The 21505-nt window shown below is 41.3% G+C and carries 19 protein-coding genes; 1 reads left to right on the plus strand and 18 read right to left on the minus strand.

The features are described from left to right. Positions 1-231: 231 nt before the first annotated feature. The 9 genes from I3X05_RS09065 to I3X05_RS09105 all read right to left on the minus strand — a co-directional run bounded on the left by I3X05_RS09065 (position 232) and on the right by I3X05_RS09105 (position 6776). Positions 232-603 (minus strand): DUF4440 domain-containing protein, encoded by a 372-nt coding sequence (locus I3X05_RS09065; RefSeq protein ID WP_337970628.1) that lies wholly within the window; start codon positions 601-603, stop codon positions 232-234. Positions 604-952: 349 nt separating this feature from the next. Then, on the minus strand, positions 953-2077 hold the full coding sequence (locus I3X05_RS09070; protein WP_045571304.1) for an ISAs1 family transposase: 1125 nt from the start codon (positions 2075-2077) through the stop codon (positions 953-955). A 51-nt stretch (positions 2078-2128) separates the two neighbouring features. Next, complete coding sequence (locus tag I3X05_RS09075) at positions 2129-2959, minus strand: hypothetical protein (protein ID WP_337970629.1); 831 nt, start codon at positions 2957-2959, stop codon at positions 2129-2131. A gap of 606 nt (positions 2960-3565) precedes the next feature. Continuing rightward, complete coding sequence (locus tag I3X05_RS09080; RefSeq protein ID WP_094133690.1) at positions 3566-4102, minus strand: GNAT family N-acetyltransferase; 537 nt, start codon at positions 4100-4102, stop codon at positions 3566-3568. Positions 4103-4249: 147 nt separating this feature from the next. Beyond that, the gene (locus tag I3X05_RS09085) at positions 4250-4741 is read right to left on the minus strand and encodes an AAA family ATPase (protein ID WP_337970630.1); all 492 of its coding nucleotides are present in this window, start codon (positions 4739-4741) and stop codon (positions 4250-4252) included. Between the two features lie 134 nt (positions 4742-4875). After that, positions 4876-5412: a nucleotidyltransferase family protein gene (locus I3X05_RS09090; RefSeq protein ID WP_047691683.1), complete on the minus strand. Its 537-nt coding sequence runs from the start codon at positions 5410-5412 to the stop codon at positions 4876-4878. A gap of 161 nt (positions 5413-5573) precedes the next feature. Next, positions 5574-5837, minus strand: coding sequence for a Txe/YoeB family addiction module toxin (locus tag I3X05_RS09095; RefSeq protein ID WP_337970631.1), 264 nt, complete (start codon positions 5835-5837; stop codon positions 5574-5576). Next, a complete protein-coding gene (locus tag I3X05_RS09100) occupies positions 5830-6084 on the minus strand; it encodes a type II toxin-antitoxin system Phd/YefM family antitoxin (protein ID WP_019283323.1) in 255 nt (84 codons plus the stop codon). The genes I3X05_RS09095 and I3X05_RS09100 overlap by 8 nt, the downstream gene beginning before the upstream one ends. Before the next feature lie 209 nt (positions 6085-6293). Next, positions 6294-6776: a GNAT family N-acetyltransferase gene (locus tag I3X05_RS09105; protein ID WP_337970632.1), complete on the minus strand. Its 483-nt coding sequence runs from the start codon at positions 6774-6776 to the stop codon at positions 6294-6296. Between the two features lie 274 nt (positions 6777-7050). Between I3X05_RS09105 and I3X05_RS09110 the strand changes: the two genes are divergently transcribed. Beyond that, on the plus strand, positions 7051-8661 hold the full coding sequence (locus I3X05_RS09110) for an IS1634-like element ISSpu7 family transposase (RefSeq protein ID WP_337970633.1): 1611 nt from the start codon (positions 7051-7053) through the stop codon (positions 8659-8661). 551 nt (positions 8662-9212) lie between these two features. Here the strand turns inward: I3X05_RS09110 and I3X05_RS09120 are convergent. From I3X05_RS09120 to I3X05_RS09180, 9 genes are all read right to left on the minus strand, one after another. Beyond that, complete coding sequence (locus I3X05_RS09120) at positions 9213-9821, minus strand: hypothetical protein (RefSeq protein ID WP_226983211.1); 609 nt, start codon at positions 9819-9821, stop codon at positions 9213-9215. Between the two features lie 2050 nt (positions 9822-11871). After that, positions 11872-12144, minus strand: a complete 273-nt coding sequence (locus I3X05_RS09130) for a hypothetical protein (protein ID WP_047689392.1) — start codon at positions 12142-12144, stop codon at positions 11872-11874. Positions 12145-12378: 234 nt separating this feature from the next. Then, entirely contained in the window at positions 12379-12870 is a 492-nt protein-coding gene (locus tag I3X05_RS09135; RefSeq protein ID WP_337971174.1) for a GNAT family N-acetyltransferase, read from the minus strand. A 2019-nt stretch (positions 12871-14889) separates the two neighbouring features. Next, positions 14890-15249 carry a VOC family protein gene (locus tag I3X05_RS09145; protein WP_061899438.1) on the minus strand — a complete coding sequence of 120 codons (360 nt, stop codon included), beginning with the start codon at positions 15247-15249 and terminating at the stop codon, positions 14890-14892. A 1559-nt stretch (positions 15250-16808) separates the two neighbouring features. Next, positions 16809-17405, minus strand: coding sequence for a class I SAM-dependent methyltransferase (locus tag I3X05_RS09155; protein ID WP_337970635.1), 597 nt, complete (start codon positions 17403-17405; stop codon positions 16809-16811). A 1568-nt stretch (positions 17406-18973) separates the two neighbouring features. After that, entirely contained in the window at positions 18974-19624 is a 651-nt protein-coding gene (locus tag I3X05_RS23780) for a hypothetical protein (RefSeq protein ID WP_425304481.1), read from the minus strand. 168 nt (positions 19625-19792) lie between these two features. Beyond that, on the minus strand, positions 19793-19978 hold the full coding sequence (locus I3X05_RS09165) for a hypothetical protein (RefSeq protein WP_337971176.1): 186 nt from the start codon (positions 19976-19978) through the stop codon (positions 19793-19795). Between the two features lie 679 nt (positions 19979-20657). Next, entirely contained in the window at positions 20658-20903 is a 246-nt protein-coding gene (locus I3X05_RS09175; RefSeq protein ID WP_337971177.1) for a Rho-binding antiterminator, read from the minus strand. Positions 20904-21132: 229 nt separating this feature from the next. Beyond that, entirely contained in the window at positions 21133-21411 is a 279-nt protein-coding gene (locus I3X05_RS09180; protein ID WP_337971201.1) for a hypothetical protein, read from the minus strand. Between the last annotated feature and the right edge of the window lie 94 nt (positions 21412-21505).

The raw sequence follows: 21505 nt of genomic DNA on the forward strand, positions 1-21505 counted from the left end.
ACGAAGCCAACTTGCCGACAAACTCAAAACCAACCAGCCGATGGAACAAAGAAAAACCATAAACCACTGATTTTGCGTGATTAAGCATAACGCCCGCTTAAGGGGCAGCCAACGCTACTACTAACTTTCCGCACAACACCGTAATCACAAAAACCAACGCATAGTAAAAATGCCACGCGTTGGCTGTCCCTCTTGAAGCGTTTGTTATATGCCTGACCACCAAGCCTAGTTTTATATCAATTCAAAAGCCGCACATGGCGTTCCTTGATGATACTTCAACTGCCAACCGCTACCAGTAAATGCCCAAATAGAACCACGTTTAGCATAATCGCTTACTTCACCAGATTCTTTGACTAAAGCTGATTCATATTTAAGAAGCTGAACTGACGGTTCAAGTTGAATACATTCGTATTTTTGCGAATGAACATGCAAATCCGAAGGCTTTTCTGAACTCATCATTTCGATTATCGAGTCAAAGTTAAAACTGTTACCTGATTTACCAACCTCAGTAAAACTCGGGTGAATTAGGCGTTCAATATCTGCTCTATTTTTTCGTATCTCATACTGGTGAAGTTCGATTTCTTGTTCAACTAAAATATCCATTTCTTCTCCTGAATTGATAAAGCATATAACGCCCGCTTAAGGGGCAGACAACGCTACTACCAACTTACCGCATAGCACCGTAACCACACAAACCAACGCATAGTAAAAATGCCACGCGTTGGCTGTCCCTCTTGAAGCGTTTGTTAAGTGCAAAATTCAGGTAACTCCCCAATAAAAAGTTCATCTTCACATTCTAACTTCGTTTGCTTAGCAACTTTATACATATTTCCAGCGTTGTCCCGCCATGAAAATCCAACAATTTTAGGTAAGTTTAAAAACTCTTCAGGGGGAGATTCGATGTTTGATATTGCACCTACAACCCACGGCTTGCGCATGAGTTAAATAATTGTTAAGTCCCAAATAACACGTGCTCTCGAAACTCTGTATTTAACGCACATTTTAATTGCCGCCTTTTCAAAGTGCCTTTCATTTCTACTAACTTTATCAAGTTCATGCACATTTGACGTATGCGCGAAAGATTCTCTGCCGCATGCTGATAAGTAATGCGGCTATCATCTTCTCCCATCACACAATCCAGCCACCAATGCATACTCTCTACACCCCAGTGACCACGACACAATTCGCCAAAACTAACCGGCGTCAGTTCCTTCGATGAGATGAAATACCGAATACCAAGACTTCCCGATGATTCACTATTCGACTTCTGGTAAGTTACTGCTATACATAATGTTTTTAAACCTTTCCAATCAACAGCAAAATCACCAAATTCTTGGGTAAATGGGACCGTGATGTAGGTCCTTATCACCTTGCGACCACGTTTACCTGCCTCTTCTTGCTCTACTGCGTGAGACGAATATTCTGCCAATTTCTCAAAAGAAAAATGAGATTGAAAAAGAGCATGTAAACGAGGTTGGTTATCCTTAACGGACATTAAATAGTCACCGCCTCTAAGAACAATATCTTCCGCTATGGCTCTTTGACATCCCATGGCATCTAGGCTGATAACTCGGTCTTCAACTTGGATTAATTTCAATATCTGGGGAATTAACGTGATCTCATTCGATTTTTCATCCGTTTTCAACTGCCCTAGCACAAGGCCAGTATCTACAGAATACGCGTTCACCATATGAGTTAAGCATTTGTTTTTACTATAATCATACGTACCTTTTAATGACTTGCCATCTATGGCAACATGATGGGTCACTAAGGATTTTTCTCGCCGAATATCATTACACCATCGAACGAAACACAATGAAAACTCATCTGGATCAATCAAACCCACTATTCGCGCCAAGGTATCGTGACTAGGCACACCAGAAGAGTAGTCACTAAACTTACGAAACCAGGTTAAATTTTCCTCACCAAAGCCTTCGATTTCATCCCAAGTCTTCATTCCGCACAGCATCGCTGTCACCACCTGGAACATCACTTCGAAGAAATTATAGGTCGATTTTCTTGCCTGACGAGTATCACTCAATATGCTAAAATGCTCTTTAAATTCGCTGTAATCCATATTCGTCTTATCCTGCTTTATTTTTAACAGTATAAGATCACGTCAAGATCGCTAATTCAATCTATTTCTAAAAATTTTATCCCGAAATTCGATAAAAAGGTGCGTCAATAACATGCGCGAACCCTGACCTACAACCCTAGTATGTTTGTTCCACTCAAGAGCCCAAAAAAAATCATTTTTCACTGAACTCTTTTTGATAATAACTTTAAAATACCCGTCTGCTGTAACTACATTACAGAAGCAGTCCCAGTTTTTTGTCCTTTTAATTATTTCAATTATCTGCGGGTTCCCCCAATCTTGTTCTGGATAATGACCAAGCAACCAAAAACGCCCTGGTTCCAATGTGCTAATAGCGTTTTCGCATAATGGATTAACAGTAGTGATGAGAGAAAAGAAACCTTGAATATGCATTAAAGCTAAGCTCTTAACGTAATCCCTATTCATTTGAGGGGGAGCGATTAGCCCTACACTCATATTGCTTTGAACAGCGAGGTCAAAGCTTGATGAAGAGTCTTTAACTAGGTGACCTTTTTTATCTGGGTGATAATCATTACTAGCTTTATGTATAGCTTGAACATCAATATCTCTATCATAGGTACGCGCAGATGAATTAAACAACGATACACTGGATATATGACGCTCAAAGTTCGACTTTTTATTGTTGCACACAACACATGCACGAAAGATAAAATTGAACGTAGTATCAGACAAACATCCTGAAGGTACAAAGTCTCTTGCGATCAAGTGTTCCTTGTTTGAGTCTACATTGCTTTTCAAACCAATAACTTCGTTACAGTAAAGGCATCGCTGATTAGATTTCGCGAGTGATTTTCTGTACCAAGAAACTGGTTGTTTAGGCTTAAAATTATAAACTTGCACCATAATATCCTTTGCACTTAACGCCGCGTTAAGGGGTGCAGGCACGCAATACAAAAGCTACCGCACAATGCCGTAACCACCAAACCCAACGCAAACTGAAAATGCCACGCGTGCCAAATCCCACTTGAACGCTTTGTTATGCTTAAGCTTCAATGGTTTACGTTTTACTAGAACCAAGATTAACTCGACTTTGATTTACAAACAAAAGCCAAAACGTAGAAAACCGAAATGACTCATAGTTTTGAAAATCGGACTTTGAAATTTGGCCGCTAAAACTCAAAAACCTAAGATCAAATTGCTGATTGAGCCAGCGCCCCCTAACCTCGCGCTTACCTGAAAATTGATTGAGGCAATTCTCTGAATTTCCAGCGCCAAAGAATTGATGTCCGGAAAACAGCGCTCACAAATGCCAACTTGCCGAGAAACACAAAACTCACAAGCCAAGGGAACAAAGAAAAAACATAAACCACTGATTTTGCGTGATTAAGCATAACGCCCAATTAAGGGGTGAACAACGCCACCACCCAACCTAACGCATTGTACCGTAAACACTAAATTTGAAGTAGAAGCAAAACCGCCAAGCGTTGGGAATCCCTCTTAAATTGTTTGTTATATGCCTGACCACTCTGTAGACAGAACTGACATTAGTACTTTATCGACAAATTCACCATTGCGAAAACCTGATTGTCGCATCACGCCCTCATGTTGATAACCTGCATTTTCATAAGCCTTAATTGCACCGTAATTAAGAGAGCTTGCTGTAAGCTGAACTCTGTGCAAACCAAGAGTTCGTATAGCGTAATCTGTTACGATTTTTGTTACTGATGTACCAAAACCCTTACCCCAGTAGCTTTTTTCTCCAATAAGAATGAAGTATTCACCGCTACGATTTAGAGTACTGATCCCAGATATGCCAGCATATCCAAGTAGCTGATCATTCTCGTTACTACATATGCCAAAAGAGACATTTTTAGGGTTTGAATTTATGGATAACAGCCATTTTTCGATATCTGATTTTGATTGAGGGTACGCATATGAAGAAAGGCTATAAAGTGTAACTTCACGGTCACGAGACCACTTGTAAAATGCTTCCTTATCTTCCACATCCAGTGAACGAAGATAGTAACCATCTAGTTCCAATTGCATGATTTCCCTTATAATCTCCGATTGGCATATAACGCCCGGCTAAGGGGTTGACAACGCACTGCCGAACTCAAAAAACACACCGTAAACCCTGAATTTCAATTTTGCACTAAAGCCGCCACGCGTTGGCAATCCCTCTTGAGCCGTTTGTTATAAGCGTGGTTGAGTATCCCTATGAACCCAAACAACATTTTCATTCGACGCTGGTGTTTCAAACCAAGACCAGAACAATTTCAACATTTCAGGTGTAATTTCATACGATTTGCCATCCAAATCTGAATTACGTGAAAGTGCCCTTTGTTGGCATGTTTCGAAGGGAACATCAAGATAATGAACTTCACTCTCAACACCCACCTCTGATGCCCAACCAGTAAAAGTTTCTCGGTCAGCTTTGCGCCAAAAACCAAAATCGAAAATAACTGGGACACCAAGAGCAAAAAGCTGGCGAGCAGAGTCTTTGAATAAGTCTTGAAGCGCAGCCAAACGGCTATCGAAGACTTCACGCTCCATATATTCACCATATAAAGGAATCATCCATTCATCGATGGAGAAACGAAAGGCTCCATGTTTATTTGCAAGCTTCTTAGAGTAGGTAGTTTTACCCGAACCAATAAAGCCACATACGAAATAGATTTTGGTCATAATTCCTCTTTAGCTTATAACGCCCGCTTAAGGGGCAGACAACGCTACTACCAACTTTCCGCATAACACCGTAATCACAAAAACCAACGCATAGTAAAAATGCCGCGCGTTGGCTGTCCCTCTTGAAGCGTTTGTTATGGCGCAATTCTCAAGTTAGGCCATATAACTAACCAACCCTTTGACTTTACTCGATTTTCGAAGGTTCCATATGCTCGTTTAGGATTATGTGTGATTAAACCTTGAAATAAACTCTCGAAACCAAAGGCTGATATACATTCATAATGATCGTGCTCGACTTTTCTCACTGCTACCGCCGTTTCTTTTTCAGGCCAATAGCTCATGGCATCCAGTGTGCTTTGGTAAGGATCGTCGCCATTTTGTAAGTGCATCTTGGCTTGATTTTTCACTTGCCAATTGATCTGGGGCATTTGCTCCGATAACTTGAGTTCAAGTGATTTTTCATAATCTGAATCGACACAATCAGCATCGAAGAAAATGACATCAATATCGTTTAATGGCGTCGGCTTTACGTTGCGATGTAAAAAGTCCCAGACAAGGTTTCGCACAAAACCTGCGGCTATGTAGCACTGAGGCAATTCAAGCTGGTAAACACATTCCAGTGCTTCAAATCGAACGGGATCTTTTCTAACTAAATCAACGATAGTATCCATTTTTCACCTTGCGCCATAACGCCCGGCTAAGGGGTTGACAACGCACCGCCGAACTCAAAAAAACACACTGTAAACACTGAACTTCAATTTTACACTAAAGTCGCCACGCGTTGGCAATCCCTCTTGAGCCGTTTGTTAGCTGCCTGACGATAAAGCCTAAATTAATAGTGATAACGGCAAGAAATAATCGTGATAGCACTATCATCAACCGCATAAACTAACCTATTCGCATCGCCTATTCGTCGCGACCAAAAACCAGATAAGTTTTCTTTTAGTGGCTCAGGTTTACCTATGCCCTCGAAAGGAGAACGCTTAGCATCCGTGATGAGTTTATTTATACGTTTAAGTGTTTTCTTGTCTTGCGTCTGCCAATAAACATAATCATTCCAAGATTCATCAGTCCAAGATAATAAACGACTACTCATCGATTAAATCTCTTTGGCTCGCCTTACCCGCTTTAAATTGAGCAATTGAACGATGTAAGTGCTCAGCATTTGCCGGAGAACGAAGTAAATGAACCGTTTCCATTAAGCTATTGTAATAATCCAGTGACATAACAACGGCATCTTCAGAATCACGACGTGTGATCACGGTTGTATCTGCGTCATTAACAACAGCATCCAAAACGCTCTTCAAGCTATTTCTAGCTTCTGTAAAAGATACAATTCTCATAAAACCTCCACATGTACATTTAATGAGACAAGTATATGACTAAAAAACCAACTTGTACAGCTAATGGAACATGCGAACTTGTAAGCAGCTAACGCCCGCCTAAGGGGCTGGCAACGCATTACCACTAAACTCAACCACAGCAACTGCAACCACCGCGGCTCATTGGGACTGGAAACGCCACGCGTTGACAGTCCCTCTTGAGGCGTTTGTTAGGCACAGGATGCACGCTGTAGCACCCATTTTTCCAATTTTTCATTGTCGCTATCAACCACAAAACCAATGAAAACAAAGTTGTTGGCTCGTACGACATTCAACGAAGCGAGGTTCGCCGATGAAATCAAAGCCACAACACTTTCAATTGAATCCATATTAAACGCTAACTGACAAAGTTGATTGACTGCCAATTTTGCAAATCCTCGACCTTGTTTATAAGGCGAAACATTGTATCCAATTTCAACTTCACCATCTTGAGGTTCATCTTTGAAGCCACAGAAACCAACGACATTATTGTCCACTGACATCATGTAGGGTAATGACCAAATTTCAGCTTTTGAGTTTTGGAGCTGCTCATAAGAACGAATCAGAACATGCTTTGGTGGCACAGCCCCTTCACAAAACGTCAATTCTGAGTCAAGGCAAATATGGTCGAGCAAGCATTTAACATGGCGCTGATTTAACTGTTGTAGTTCCAATTTTCCACCCTGTGCCTAACGCCTTGTTAAGGGGTGAGCAACGCAATACCAAAGCTGCCGCATACCACCTTAACCACTAAAACTAACGCATAGTAAAAATGCCACGCGTTGCGAATCCCTCTTGAACAATTTGTTAGCTTGATCCGTCATTCCGCAGCTAATTCCAGAATTTAAATAGTGTGATCTGGCGATCAGTTTTTCATAAAAACCACGACACCATCTTGACCGCGATCGACAGTTTTGATCTATTACTGCTATTTGACGGTCTCAAAATATGTCTACCCATCCTGTTATTAAACGCTTAGATCACCTTGGTCTCATTGCCGCCTTTTGTCACGAAATTGGCCTGCCACGGATGATAGATGCCGTTATCCCAAAATATTCTGACCACAATGTTTCTCATGGTGACGCGGTATTGGCCATGCTCCTAAATGGACTTGGCTTTCATAGCAGAACACTGCACATGTTCTCGGACTTTTTTAAGACCAAGCCTGTGTCTAAGCTACTCGCCAAAGACATTGAAGCACACCACCTTACTGATGATGTACTAGGCCGCACCTTAGATGCTCTATACGAAGCCGATGTCTCAGCGCTCTATCAGGTTATTGCTGAGCGTGTTGTTGATAAACTGGGCTTGACGACGGATTCTGTTCATCTTGATATCACTAGCTTCCACGTTGATGGTGAGTATGCACAAGATGAAAACACCAACGTCATTAAGCTTGTAAGAGGCTACAGTCGGGATCATAGGCCAGAGCTTAACCAAGTGGTGCTTGAACTCATCTGTGAAAACCAAGCAGGTATTCCTGTTTACATGCAAGCACTGAGTGGCAACACCAATGATGCCAAGGCATTCGCTGAAGTCACTAAAAGACACATACATTGCCTAAAAGCCGCGCAAAATAGTCGTTACTTTATCGCTGATGCCGCCTTGTACACCGAAGAAAGCATCTCCTCGCTAGATGAGCAAAATCAAAAGTTCATTACCCGTGTACCCATGACCATCAAGCTCGCAAAACAAGCACTGTTTGCGCTAGAGCCAGAGCAATTAATCGCTATTGATGATGGCTACTCAGGATGTTGGATAGACTCGGATTACGGAAAGGTCAATCAACGTTGGTTGCTCGTTCACAGTGAACAGGCCACCAAGCGGGAAGAAATCACTTTCTTCAAGAACTTAGAGAAAAACATAGCAAAAGAAATCAAAGCGTTGGAAAAGCTAAGTAAAAAACCATTCGCTTGTGAAGTTGACGCAGAATTAGCGTTTAACGATTTCAAGAAACAATCTGACTTACTAGGGTTTGAACAAGGCACTCTCATCAAACTGCCGACTTACTCTCATTCGGGCCGCCCAAAGACAGATGAAGCACCGACAGGATACCAATACTTTATCGAAGCCGCTCCCTTCACCGACCTAGAAAAAGTAAAACTGGCTAAGCTCAAAGTAGGCATGTTTATCCTCGCGACAAATGACACCGACAATGAAGAACTCACCATGACGGCTCTTCTAGCACATTACAAATCGCAACAAAAAGTCGAGCGCGGCTTCCGCTTTCTAAAAAGCCCTGAATTTTTAACCTCTTCCATCTTCTTGAAAAAGCCTGAACGCATTGAAGCGTTGCTAATGATAATGACGTTGAGCTTGCTTGTTTACGCCAGTTTAGAACACAAAATCAGAGAGCAACTCGCACAAACCGAAGCGTTCTTCCCAAGTATGGTAAAGAACAAGACGACCTCCAGACCGACGGCACGTTGGGTCTTCTTGCAATTCGAAGGCATAGATACGCTAGAGATTAACGGCCAACGGTTCATCACTGGACTTCAAGATCACCAAACACAACTACTCAAATTACTCGGTAGATTCTATGAGGTAGTTTATTCCTAAATTAGCTGCGGAATGTCGGCTTGATATTAACCGGCTCTTTGATACCTTCCATACAGCCATAAACCTAGCAACACTAAACTAGGTAAATACCAAGACATCGAAGGGTCATTGTACTTATTGACCAAAAGGTGTACAAAATTAATAAACAAAGTTAATTCACATGCTATGTAACTAACAAATAATGTTTTTAGCCATTCTAAAAGCTTTTCAGTATTTGATTTAAACCATACCTGTTCGTCCAATATAAAGGTCAAAGACACAAGAAACGCAACAAACACGCAAACTATTCGAAGCGGATTTACTTCAAAAAGGTCTATTGATACATTCAATAGAAAGTTACTTAGCAGAAGTAGTTGAAGAAGTGGCATCCCGTCCTCTTTGCAAAAGGGCTTATATTAAGTTCACCAGTTGTGGTTTTCTTGGTTGGAAATTTCGATAGCAAGCTAACGCCGCGTTAAGGGGTGAATGCCGCATAAACCAAGCTTCCGCAGGCCACTTTCACCACCAAAACTCACTGCAAACCAAAAATGCCACGCGGCATGAATCCCTCTTTAACGCTTTGTTATGTGCTTTAATTTTTCTGCAACTATATCTTCTATATGATAATTGATATCAAATGCCTTTGCCGCAACCTCTAACACTTCTTGATGGCTCATTCCATTGTGAATATAACGTTCTTTCTTTATATTTAACTCATGGACAAGATAGCTGTATATAATAATTTGACCATGAATTTCATTCAGATCACTGCTAGTCAACTTTATTTGAGAATTAAATTTTTCGCCTATAAAAACAAGCTGCTTATTAACAGCTTCTATATTTGCCAACAAGGCTCGAACGCCATCTCTATAGCCAATTTCAAAGTCTTCAATTACTGAGTAAAAAGTATCTTCGATTGGTTTACCCTCGATTTTTGTAGGCAGTGACAATAGTTTAAACTGACCTTGGTTGATTAAACTTGCCTCTTCTAATATGGCTGAACAGTATGCACTATTTATCGATTGCAAATCTTTCACTCTCCTAGATTCTAAATCTCGGATAAGACAGAATAATTTTTTCTTTTTCCGTTCAATCTCAGTTTTACTTTTCCATCGTTCTTGCTGCTTACCTAGAAAAAATCCCCCTAAAAGGGTAATTATTGCAATGATAAACTCTTTCATCTCAACCTCACCTTCATACTTAGCACATAACGCCGCGTTAAGGGGCGCAGGCACGCAATACAAAAGCTACCGCACACTGCCGTAACCACTAAACCCAACGCAAACTGAAAATGCCACGCGTGCCAAGTCCCTCTTGAACGCTTTGTTATGCTTAAGCTTCAATGGCTTACGTTTTACCCAAACCAAGATTAACTCGACTTTGATTCACAAACAAAAACCAAAACGTAGAAAACAGAAATGACGCATAATTTTGAAAATCAGACTTTGAACTTTGGCTGTCAAAACTCAAAAACCTAAGATCAAATTTCTGATTGAGCCAACCGCCCTAACCTCGCGCTTACCCAAAAATTGACTGAGGCAAATCTCAGAATTTTTAGCGCCAAAGAATAAGTGTCCAGAAAACAGCGCCCACTGAAGCTAACTTGCCGACAAACTCGAAACCAACAAGCCGAGGGAGCAAAGAAAAACCATAACCCACTGCTTTAAAATGATTAAGCATAACGCCGCGTTAAGGGGTGAATGCCGCATAAATCAACTTTCTGCAAACCACTTTCACTACCAAATTTCACTGCATACCAAAAATGCCACGCGGCATGAATCCCTCTTGAACGCTTTGTTATGTTTAAGCTTCAACGGCTTACGTTTTACCAAAACCACGATTAACTCAGCGTTGACTCACAAACAAAAGCCAAGACCAAAAAAACTGAAATGACTCATAGATTTGAAAAACAGACTTCGAATTTTGGCAATTCAAGCCCAAAAACTTGTGGTCAAAATACGGATTAAGCCAGCCGCACCTACCTCGCGCTTACTCGAAAATTGACTGAGGCAACATTCTGAATTTCCAGCGCCAAAGAATAAATGTCCGGAAAGCAGCGCCAAGTGAAGCCACTTTGCCGACGAGCACAAAATCAACAAGCCGAGGGAGCAAAGAAAAGATACAACCAACTGATTTGACGTGATTAAACATAACGCCCTGTTAAGTAGTGAGGCATGCACTACAAAAGCTTCTGCAACACTACGTAATCACTAAAACCGCTGCAAACCAAAAATGCCACGCATGCCGAATCTGCTTGAACAGTTTGTTAGCTTAAATTTCAGCACCTTAGATTTACTAAGCCCGAGATTAACCTGATTTGGAAAACCAACAAACCACTTGAGTTTTGAAACCCGAATTGGCTCAAACTTTGTGACCTTTCATGCGATTTGAAAAACCGAAAATTTTGAGAAATCACTTTCAGAAAACTCAAAGCGAATGCAAAACTTCCAAAGCGACTTTGAGCCAAGCTTGCTAACCTCGCGCAATCCCAAAATTCAATTGAGGCAACAACTCAAGATTCACATTGGCAAACAATGTTGATTTGCCGAAAAACCTGGGCGAATTGCCAAAGGAAGAAAGAAAAGACCACAACCACTTGATTTTTATTGTTTTAAGCTAACGCCGCGTTAAGGGGTGCAGGCACGCAATACACAAGTTACCGCACAATGCCGTAACCACCAAACCTAACGCAAACTGAAAATGCCACGCGTGCCAAATCCCACTTGAACGCTTTGTTATGCTTAAGCTTCAATGACTTACGTTTTGATAAAACCAAGATTAACTCGGCCTTGATTCACAAGCAAAAGCCAAAACCTAAAAAACGGAAATGACTCATGATTTTGAAAATCAGACTTTGAAATTTGGCTGCTAAAACTTAAAAACCTAAGTTCAATTTGCTGATTGCGCCAACCGCCCTAACCCCGCGCTTACCCGAAAATTGATTGAGGTATTTCTCTGAATTTCCAGCGCCAAAGAAAAAGTGTCCGGAAAATAGCACCCACTGAAGCCAACTTGCCGACAAACTCAAAACTGAAAAGCCAAAGGAACAAAGAAGAACCATAACCCACTGATTTTGCGTGATTAAGCATAACGCCCGCTTAAGGGGCAGACAACGCTACTACCAAGCTTCCGCACAACACCGTAATCACAAAAACCAACGCATAGTAAAAATGCCACGCGTTGGCTGTCCCTCTTGAAGCGTTTGTTATGTGCATATCGGTGCAAAATACGCTAACTTTCTTGTATTTTCTGTATCGAAATACCTGCAATACCTACCAATGCCCACTTTGCCGATGAAATGAGCCAATAGAAATAACTTTCATTTGAGTTCACTGTAGAAGCAACCAAAAATATGCAAATTGATGCGAATAATATTAACACCCATCCTAAGCCTTTCGGTTGAAAAACCTTCGTTAAAAGTAGTTGAATGACGTAGCACACTGCCAGTGCAATAAGAAGAGAAACACTGACGTTAAGCAACTCATTTTCAAATAGCCTTTCCATTTAACCACCTGCATGATTGCGATTGATTACTAAAATACAAACTAACATTTTTCCATACTGCTATTTCAAAACAACTATCTGATTATATGGATAATATTTATTGTTGACTCATGCACATAACGCCCGCTTAAGGGGCAGACAACGCTACTACTAACTTCCCGCATAACACCATAATCACGAAACCTAACGTATGATAAAAATGCCACGCGTTGGCTGTCCCTCTTGAAGCGTTTGTTATGTAACAATATTTTCCATCAGGTATATGTGATCAGCATACATTTGACCACCAATTCCATATGCATCAGGAATAACACTATGTAATGTGAATCCACTTTTGATTAATACTTTTTCCGAACCCAGATTACCTTCAGTAACTACAGCGGAAAAACTGTTTAGGCAAAACTGTTTTCGGGAATATTCGACTAAAGCTCGTAATGATTCAGTTCCATAACCTCGACCGTGGAAACTAGGTAAAAACATAAAACCAACTTCAGCAGTTCCATTCTGGATGCAATAACCCGTTATACCCACTTTGATACCCGTTTCTAATTCCGAAGCAACCAAACAGTAGCAATGACTAGAATCTGGTGTCCATGGTTCAAGCCTAGAACGAAATTTAGACTGAATTTCCAGCAAAGTCGGTTCATCAAAGCAAAGTGAAATGACCTCAGGATCGGTATGAAGTGTGTGAAATAGAGACCAATCATCTTCCGATATCGGAGACATCACTAAACGATCTGAAAATATTTTTTCCACTGAACCTTCCTTGTTACATAACGCCGCATTAAGCGGCTAAAAATTGTGGGCTAAAATACAAGCGCAGCGCAGTAGCCCACTGTTTTTAGTCCGACTTAAATGCCTTGTTAGTTGACTTTTAGGATTAAAGACTGCCCTAATCAACTTGCTGATATTACTTTGTTTTATCCCGACTGGAAGATAAAACTAGCCACTATGTATAAAAATTTGAACTAACACCGGCAACGATTGGAAACCAGAAACAGAAATAACGCCATTATAAACGAGCAAGAACTAATGGAGCGAAGCTACTGATAAAACCAACGTGCGCAGACGACTATTAGTGACAGCATTATTTGGCGTTATGCTCAGACTTAAAAAACCCTCAACGCAACATTTTTTGAGCGCTAAAACAAACCAATTCAAACTCGACATTCAATTTCAGAAACTAAATTACTGCACATCGGTTAAGGCAACTAACGCCCGGTTAAGGGGCAGCCAACGCCATTACAAAGCTTCCGCATAACACCGTAACCACAAAAACCAACGCATGATAAAAATGCCGCGCGTTGGCTGTCCCTCTTGAACCGTTTGTTATGTTTAAGCTTCAATGACTTACGTTTTACTAAAACCAAGATTAACTCAGCTTTGACTCACAAACAAAAGCCAAGACCTAAAAAACTGAAATGACTCATAGAATTGAAAAACAGACTTCGAATTTTGGCAGTTCAAGCCCAAAAAACTTGTGGTCAAAATACTGATTGAGCCAGCCGCCCTAACCTCGCGCTTACTCGAAAATTGACTGAGGCAATTCTCTGAATTTCCAGCGCCAAAGAATGAATGTCCGGAAAACAGCGCCAAACGAAACCAACTTGCCGACAAGCACAAAACCAACAAGCCAAGGGAGTAAAGAAAAGATACAACCAACTGATTTTGCGTGATTAAACATAACGCCGCGTTAAGGGGTGAGTGCCGCATAAACCAAGTTCCCGCAGACCACTTTCACCACAAAACTCACCGCATACCAAAAATGCCACGCAGCACGAATCCCTCTTGAACGCTTTGTTATGTTTAAGCTTCAAGGGCTTACGTTTTACCAAAATCAAGATTAACTTGGCTTTGACTCACGCACAAAAGCCAAAACCTAAAAAACTGAAATGACTCATAACTTTTGAAAATCAGACTTGGACTTTTAACAATTCAAGCTTTGACAACATGAAAATGAAAGCTGATTTTTGATTGAGCCAACCGCCTTAACCTCGCGTTTGCCCGAAAATTGATTGAGGCTACTCTCTGAACTTCCAGCGCCAAAGAATAAGTGTCCAGAAAACAGCGCCCACTGAAGCCAACTTGCCGACAAACACAAAACCAACAAGCCGAGGGAGCAAAGAAAAGATGCAACCAACTGACTTTGTGTGATTAAACATAACGCCCTGCTAAGGGGTGAGCAATGCACTGCAAAAGCTACCGCACGCCAACTTAATCACAAAACTCACCGCATACTAAAAATGCCACGCATTGCGAATCCCGCTTAAGCAGTTTGTTAGCTTAAATTTTAGCACCTTAGATTGACCAAACCCGAGACTAACCCAGCTTGGAAAAACGACAAACCACCTGAGTTTTAAAACCCGAAATGACTCAAACTTTGTGGCCGTTCATTTGCTTTGAAACCAGTAAATTTTTGAGAATTCATCTTCGGAGAGCTCAAAGCGAAAGCAAAACTTCCAAAGCGACTTTGCGCCAAACTGGCTAACCTCGTGCAATCCCAAAGCTCAATTGAGGCAACTGCTCAAAACTCGCGTTGGCAAACAATGCTGATTTGCCGAGAAACCGGAACGAGCTGCCAAGGGAAGAAAAAACAGGCTGCAATCAATTGATTTTCATTGTTTTAAGCTAACGCCCTGTTAAGTAGTGAGGCATGCACTACAAAAGCTTCCGCAACACTACGTAATCACTAAAACCAACGCAAACCAAAAATGCCACGCATGCCGAATCTGCTTGAACAGTTTGTTATGCGCGTGCTTCAGACCAAACAGCAAATTCATTACCACTTGGCTCCACAAAATGAAAACGGCAACCTCCAGGAAATTCAAAAATTGGACGGATGATTTCACCGCCATTTTTCACAACTTTATCCAATGTTGCTTCAATGTCTGAACTATAGAAAACTAAAAGTGCGCCACCACTTTCCGTCCGACTAGAACGCTCAGATTTGAAAAAACCACCATCTAAACCTTCATTTGAAAAAGCTGCGTATTCAGACCCATAATCAACAAATTCCCAGCCAAAAACCTTTGAAAAGAACGCTTTCGTTGACTCTAAGTCTTTCGCTGCAAACTCTACATAATTGAGCTTTTCATGCTGATTCACTGTTCACTCCTGTCATTTTTCCAATTAGCGCATAACGCCGCGTTAAGGGGCGCAGGCACGCAATACAAAAGTGACCGCATGACAACTTAACCACTAAACCCAACGCAAATTGAAAATGCCACGCGTGCCAAGTCCCTCTTGAACGCTTTGTTATGCTTAAGCTTCAATGACTTACGTTTTACCAAAACCAAGATTAACTCAGCTTTAACTCACAAACAAAAGCCAAAAACCAAAAAACTGAAATGACTCATAATTTTGAAAATCAGACTTTGAACTTTGGCAGATAAAACCGAAAAACCTAAGATCAAACTTCTGATTGAGCCAACCGCCCTAACCTCACGCTTGCCTGAAAATTGATTGAGGCAACGCTCTGAATTTCCAGCGCCAAAGAATAAGTGTCCAGAAAACAGCGCCCACTGAAGCAAACTTGCCGACAAACTCAAAACTAACCAGCCGAGGGAACAAAGAAAAAACATAAACCACTGACTTTGCGTGATTAAGCATAACGCCCTGCTAAGGGGTGAGCAATGCACTGCAAAAGCTAACGCAAACCGCCTGAATCACGAAACCCACCGCATGCTGAAAATGCCACGCATTGCGAATCCCTCTTAAGCAGTTTGTTAGCTTAAATTTCAGCACCTTAGATTTACCAAAACTGAGATTAACCCGATTTGGGAAACCGACAAACCACTTGAGCTTTAAAACCCGAATTGATTCAAACTTTGTGGCCTTTCGTGCGATTTGAAAACTCGAAAATTTTGATAAATCATTTTCGGAAAACTCAAAGCGAAAGCAAAACTTCCAAAGCGACTTTGCGCCAAACTTGCTCACCTCGCGCAATCCAAAAATTCAATTGAGGCAACTGCTCAAAACTCGCGTTGGAAAACAATGCTGGTTTGCCGAGAAACCTGAACAAATTGCTAAAGGAAGAAAAAACAGACCACAAACAATTGATTTTTATTGTTTTAAGCTAACGCCGCGTTAAGGGGTGAGTGCCGCTTAAACCAACTTCCCGCAAACCACTTTCACCACCGAAACTCACCGCATACCAAAAATGCCACGCGGCACGAATCCCTCTTTAACGCTTTGTTATGTTTAAGCTTCAATGACTTACGTTTTACCAAAACCAAGATTAACTCGGTTTTGACTCACAAACAAAAGCCAAGACCTAAAAAACTGAAACGACTCATAGATTTGAAAAACAGACTTTGAATTTCGGCAATTCACGCCCCAAAACCTGTTTTCAAAATACTGATTTCGCCAACCGCCCTAAACTAGCGCTTACTCGAAAATTGAATGAGGCAATTCTCTGAATTTCCAGCGCCAAAGAACAAGTGTCCAGGAAACAGCGCCCGCTGAAGCCAACTTGCCGACAAACACAAAACCAACACGCCGAGGGAGCAAAGAAAAGATGCAACCAACTGATTTTTGCTGATTAAGCATAACGCCCGCTTAAGGGGCAGCCAACGCCACTACTGACTCTCCGCATAACACAGTAACCACGAAAACCAACGCATAGTAAAAATGCCATGCGTTGGCTGTCCCTCTTGAAGCGTTTGTTATGTACGTTTCACCGCCACCACGGAATATGTGTGCCAATGCTTCATTCTACCCAATGAAGTTTTAGCATTTTCATCACGTTCAAAGAACCTGACTATTTCAAAGTCAGAGAACAAACCCTTTACCTCTAACTCCGATAAAGGTGTTGTCGGGCTACGATAGTTTTCAGCCCAACTGTCTTTGAATCCCATGAAGTCACCCGAAAATACCCCACCGGCTTCAATTGAAGATTTAATGTTGCGCCAAGTCGTTTCAAACTGGTTTGGGTCAGCAAAGAACAGACTAGAATTTGCGATAACAACACCAGATTTTGGATAGTCAAAAGACTCAAACGAAGACTCCGAAATGTTCACTAACGACCTTGAACCAAACCTGTCTCTACAAATAGCAACCGAATCAGGATTTATATCGAAGCCATGAACTCGAAAACCCTGTTGTTCTAGATACTGGATATCGCTGCCTGTTCCACAACCACAGTCAGTAGCTACTTTGAGATTTGATTCATTGAGACGAACTGCAAACTCAGCACTTTTTGAATGTGGACGAGATAGTGCTTTTTCGTAGAACTGACGCCAAATTTCAGCATTTTTATCCATAAGTTTCTAATTTTCCGTAAAAGTACATAACGCCGCGTTAAGGGGCGCAGGCACGCAATACAAAAGTGACCGCATGACAACTTAACCACCAAACCCAACGCAAATTGAAAATGCCACGCGTGCCAAGTCCCTCTTGAACGCCTTGTTATGCTTAAGCTTCAATGACTTACGATTTGCCAAAACCAAGATTAACTCAGCTTTAACTCACAAACAAAAGCCGAAAACCAAAAAACTGAAATGACTCATAGATTTGAAAAACAGACTTCGAATTTTGGCAATTCAAGCCCAAAAACTTGTGGTCAAACTTCTGATTGAGCCAACCGCCCTAACCTCGCGCTTGCCCGAATATTGATTGAGGCAATTCTCTGAATTTCCAGCGCCAAAGAACAAGTGTCCGGAAAATAGCGCCCACTGAAGCCAACTTGCCGACAAACTCAAAACTGAAAAGCCAAAGGAACAAAGAAGAACCATAACCCACTGATTTTGCGTGATTAAGCATAACGCCCTGCTAAGGGGTGAGCAATGCACTACAAAAGCTACCGCACACCAACTTAATCACAAAACTCACCGCATACTAAAAATGCCACGCATTGCGAATCCCTCTTAAGCAGTTTGTTATGTTTAAGCTTCAAGGGGTTACGTTTGCCTAAACCAAGATTAACTCAGCTTTGAGCCACTAACAAAAGCCAAAAAACCAAAAACTGAAATGACTCATAATTTTGAAAATCAGACTTTGAACTTTGGCAGCTAAAACGAAAAGACCTAAGATCAAATTTCCGATTGAACCAACCGCCATAACCTCGCGCTTGCCCGAAAATTGATTGAGGCAATTCTCTGAATTTCCAGCGCCAAAGAATAATTGTCCGGAAAACAGCGCCCACTGAAGCCAACTTGCCGACAAACACAAAACCAATCAGCCGAGGGAACAAAGAAAAACCATAATCCACTTATTTTTGGTGATTAAACATAACGCCCGGTTAAGGGGCAGCCAACGCCATTACCAAGCTTCCGCATAACACCGTAAACACAAAAACCAACGCATAATAAAAATGCCACGCGTTGGCTGTCCCTCTTGAACCGTTTGTTATGTTTAAGCTTCAATGACTTACGTTTTACCAAAACCAAGATTAACTCAGCTTTGATTCACAAACAAAAGCCAAGACCTAAAAAACTGAAACGATTCATAGATTTGAAAAACAGACTGTAAATTTCAGCAATTCAAGCCCAAAACCTGTGTTCAAAATACTGATTGAGCCAAACCGCCCTAACCTCGCGCTTACCCGAAAATTGATTGAGGCAATTCTCTGAATTTCCAGCGCCAAAGAACAAGTGTCCGGAAAACAGCGCCCGCTGAAGCCAACTTGCCGACAAACACAAAACCAATCAGCCGAGGGAACAAAGAAAAACCATAATCCACTGATTTTTGGTGATTAAACATAACGCCCGCTTAAGTGGTGAGCAACGCTACCACGAAAATCAATTATTGCACCGTAAACACAAAAGCTAAATCAAACCAAAACCGCCGAGCGTTGCGAATCCGTCTTAAAGCGTTTGTTATGTTCACATTGCTAAAGATGCTTAACCAAATCAATGTAATACCTTAAAGCAAAACAAAACTTCGTAGCATCCAACACAATGACCCACTCTTTGTTATTGAAGCTACCTTTGAGCTCACATTTTCCTACCCAATAGTCAGAACCAGCTTCATTTTTAGCAAACACTAAATCGTACGAGGTTGCATGAATAATTTTATTACAACACTCACGAAGAGAAGGTTTGAAGCTTCCTTTTTTTACTTCTGCTATTTCTTCGAAATGCTCGAAAGCTTCAAGGTCTGGCGAATATTGAGGATTATCGTCACTAGAAAAATCGTAACTATCTTGTAAAACCCTCGTACGCGTAGCACATAGAATTAAGTGGCTACTTACAGTTTCTATTAGCCACTCAACGTAAGACTCATACTCTATTTCATATTCAGAAATAACGTATTCTTCCGCTTTTTCTGTATTGTACAATTCTAATAACTTGAGCACATGATTGGCACTTGCCGAAGCCAATTGTTCAATGTAATACGCCTCATGTACGATCGAATTGTAATAAATAGGATGTGACATTTTATCTCCGTGAACATAACGCCGCGTTAAGGGGTGAGTGCCGCCTAAACCAACTTTCCGCAGACCACTTTCACCACCAAAATCACCGCATACCAAAAATGCCACGCGGCACGAATCCCTCTTGAACGCTTTGTTATGCTTAAGCTTCAATAACTTACGTTTTACCAGAACCAAGATTAACTCGGCTTTAACTCACAAACAAAAGCCAAAAACCAAAAAACTGAAATGACTCATAATTTTGAAAATCAGACATTGAACTTTGGCCGCTAATACTCAAAAACCTAAGATCAAATTGCTGATTGAGCCAACCGGCCTAGCCTCGCACTTACCCGAAAATTGATTGAGGCAACACTCAGAGTTTTCAGCATTAAAGAATAAGTGTCCGGAAAACAGCGCCCACTGAAGCCAATTTGCCGACAAACTCGAAATGAACCAGCCGAGGGAACAAAGAAAAATGATAAACCGCTGATTTTTGTGATTAAGCATAACGCCCGGCTAAGGGGTTGACAACGCACCGCCGAACTTAAAAAACACACTTAAACACTGAACTTCAATTTTGCACTAAAGTCGCCACGCGTTGGCAATCCCTCTTGAGCCGTTTGTTATGCAAATTCAATGAGATAAACTAACTTTACTCGAAAAAAAAGCCACGATTGCAATGGTTGAGTGATTCAAGAATCAACCCAAGTAGGAGCCGTGATAAATAAGCCGCCAAAACAAAGTCCACCGTTCAGCGACAAACCAAGCTTTTGAATTAGACAAACTCACCGAGCAAGACTTTCAGCAAGTACAAAACGCTCGATAAACTTGCCCTTTCCACACTTTGCGCCCACTGAATTTACAACGCGCCAACGCTAAAATTGATTGAGGCAAACAAAGAACCTTGCCTGTTTTACGGTTTGAGTTAACCACGAATTTTAGGGTAAAAAAGCTCATTTGCCGACAACACAAAACGAATGGCCGGAGAAATCTAAAAAGATTGAACCCCTAACTTTACCTGAGTTGCATAACGCTGCGTTAAGGGGTGAATGCCGCATAAACCAACTTTCCGCAGACCCTTTCACCACCAAAACCAACCGCATACCAAAAATGCCACGCGGCATGAATCCCTCTTTAACGCCTTGTTAGGTGCTGGCGCTCAATTAAAGGTAACCTCTTGAAAATGTGGATTATTGACCGATACTTTTAGCTTGGTCACTGAATTTAAAACCACTAAGATTTCAGTCCCTTCAGTTTGAAGTTTGATACATTCTTCGTTAGCTTGATTTCGAGCTGTATCTAGAGCCTTTCCACAGATTATTGAGCCCGATTTCATCGTCAGCTCCACTGGATATTTGAACAAACAAACTATCTCAATGTAGTCATAATCACTGCAACTAATCATGTTTGTGCCCTTGCTGATGACCAATTTACTAACGATGATTTTAGACGTTTCACTGACCAACACCTAACGCCCGGTTAAGGGGCAGCCAACGCCATTACCAAGCTTCCGCATAACACCGTAACCACAAAAACTAACGCATGGTAAAAATGCCGCGCGTTGGCTGTCCATCTTGAACCGTTTGTTATGCTTAAGCTTCAATGACTTACGTTTTACCAAAACCAAGATTAACTCAGCTTTGATTCACAAACAAAACCCAAAAACCAAAAAACTGAAATGACTCATGATTTTGAAAATCAGACTTTGAACTTTGACCGCTAATTCTAAACAAACCTAAGATCAGATTGCTTATTGAGCCAACCGCCTCAACCTCGCGCTTGCCCGAAAATTGATTGAGGCAATTCGCTGAATTTCCAGCGCCAAAGAATAATTGTCCAGAAAACCGCGCCCACTGAAGCCAACTTGCCGAGAAACACCAAACTAAAGAGCCAAGGGAAGTAAGAACAATCATAAACCACTGACTTTTGGTGATTAAGCATAACGCCCGCTTAAGTGGTGAGCAACGCAATACAACGTTTCCGCATACCACCTAAATCACTAAAATC

The organism is Vibrio navarrensis, assembly GCF_015767675.1.
Taxonomy (GTDB): Bacteria; Pseudomonadota; Gammaproteobacteria; order Enterobacterales; family Vibrionaceae; genus Vibrio.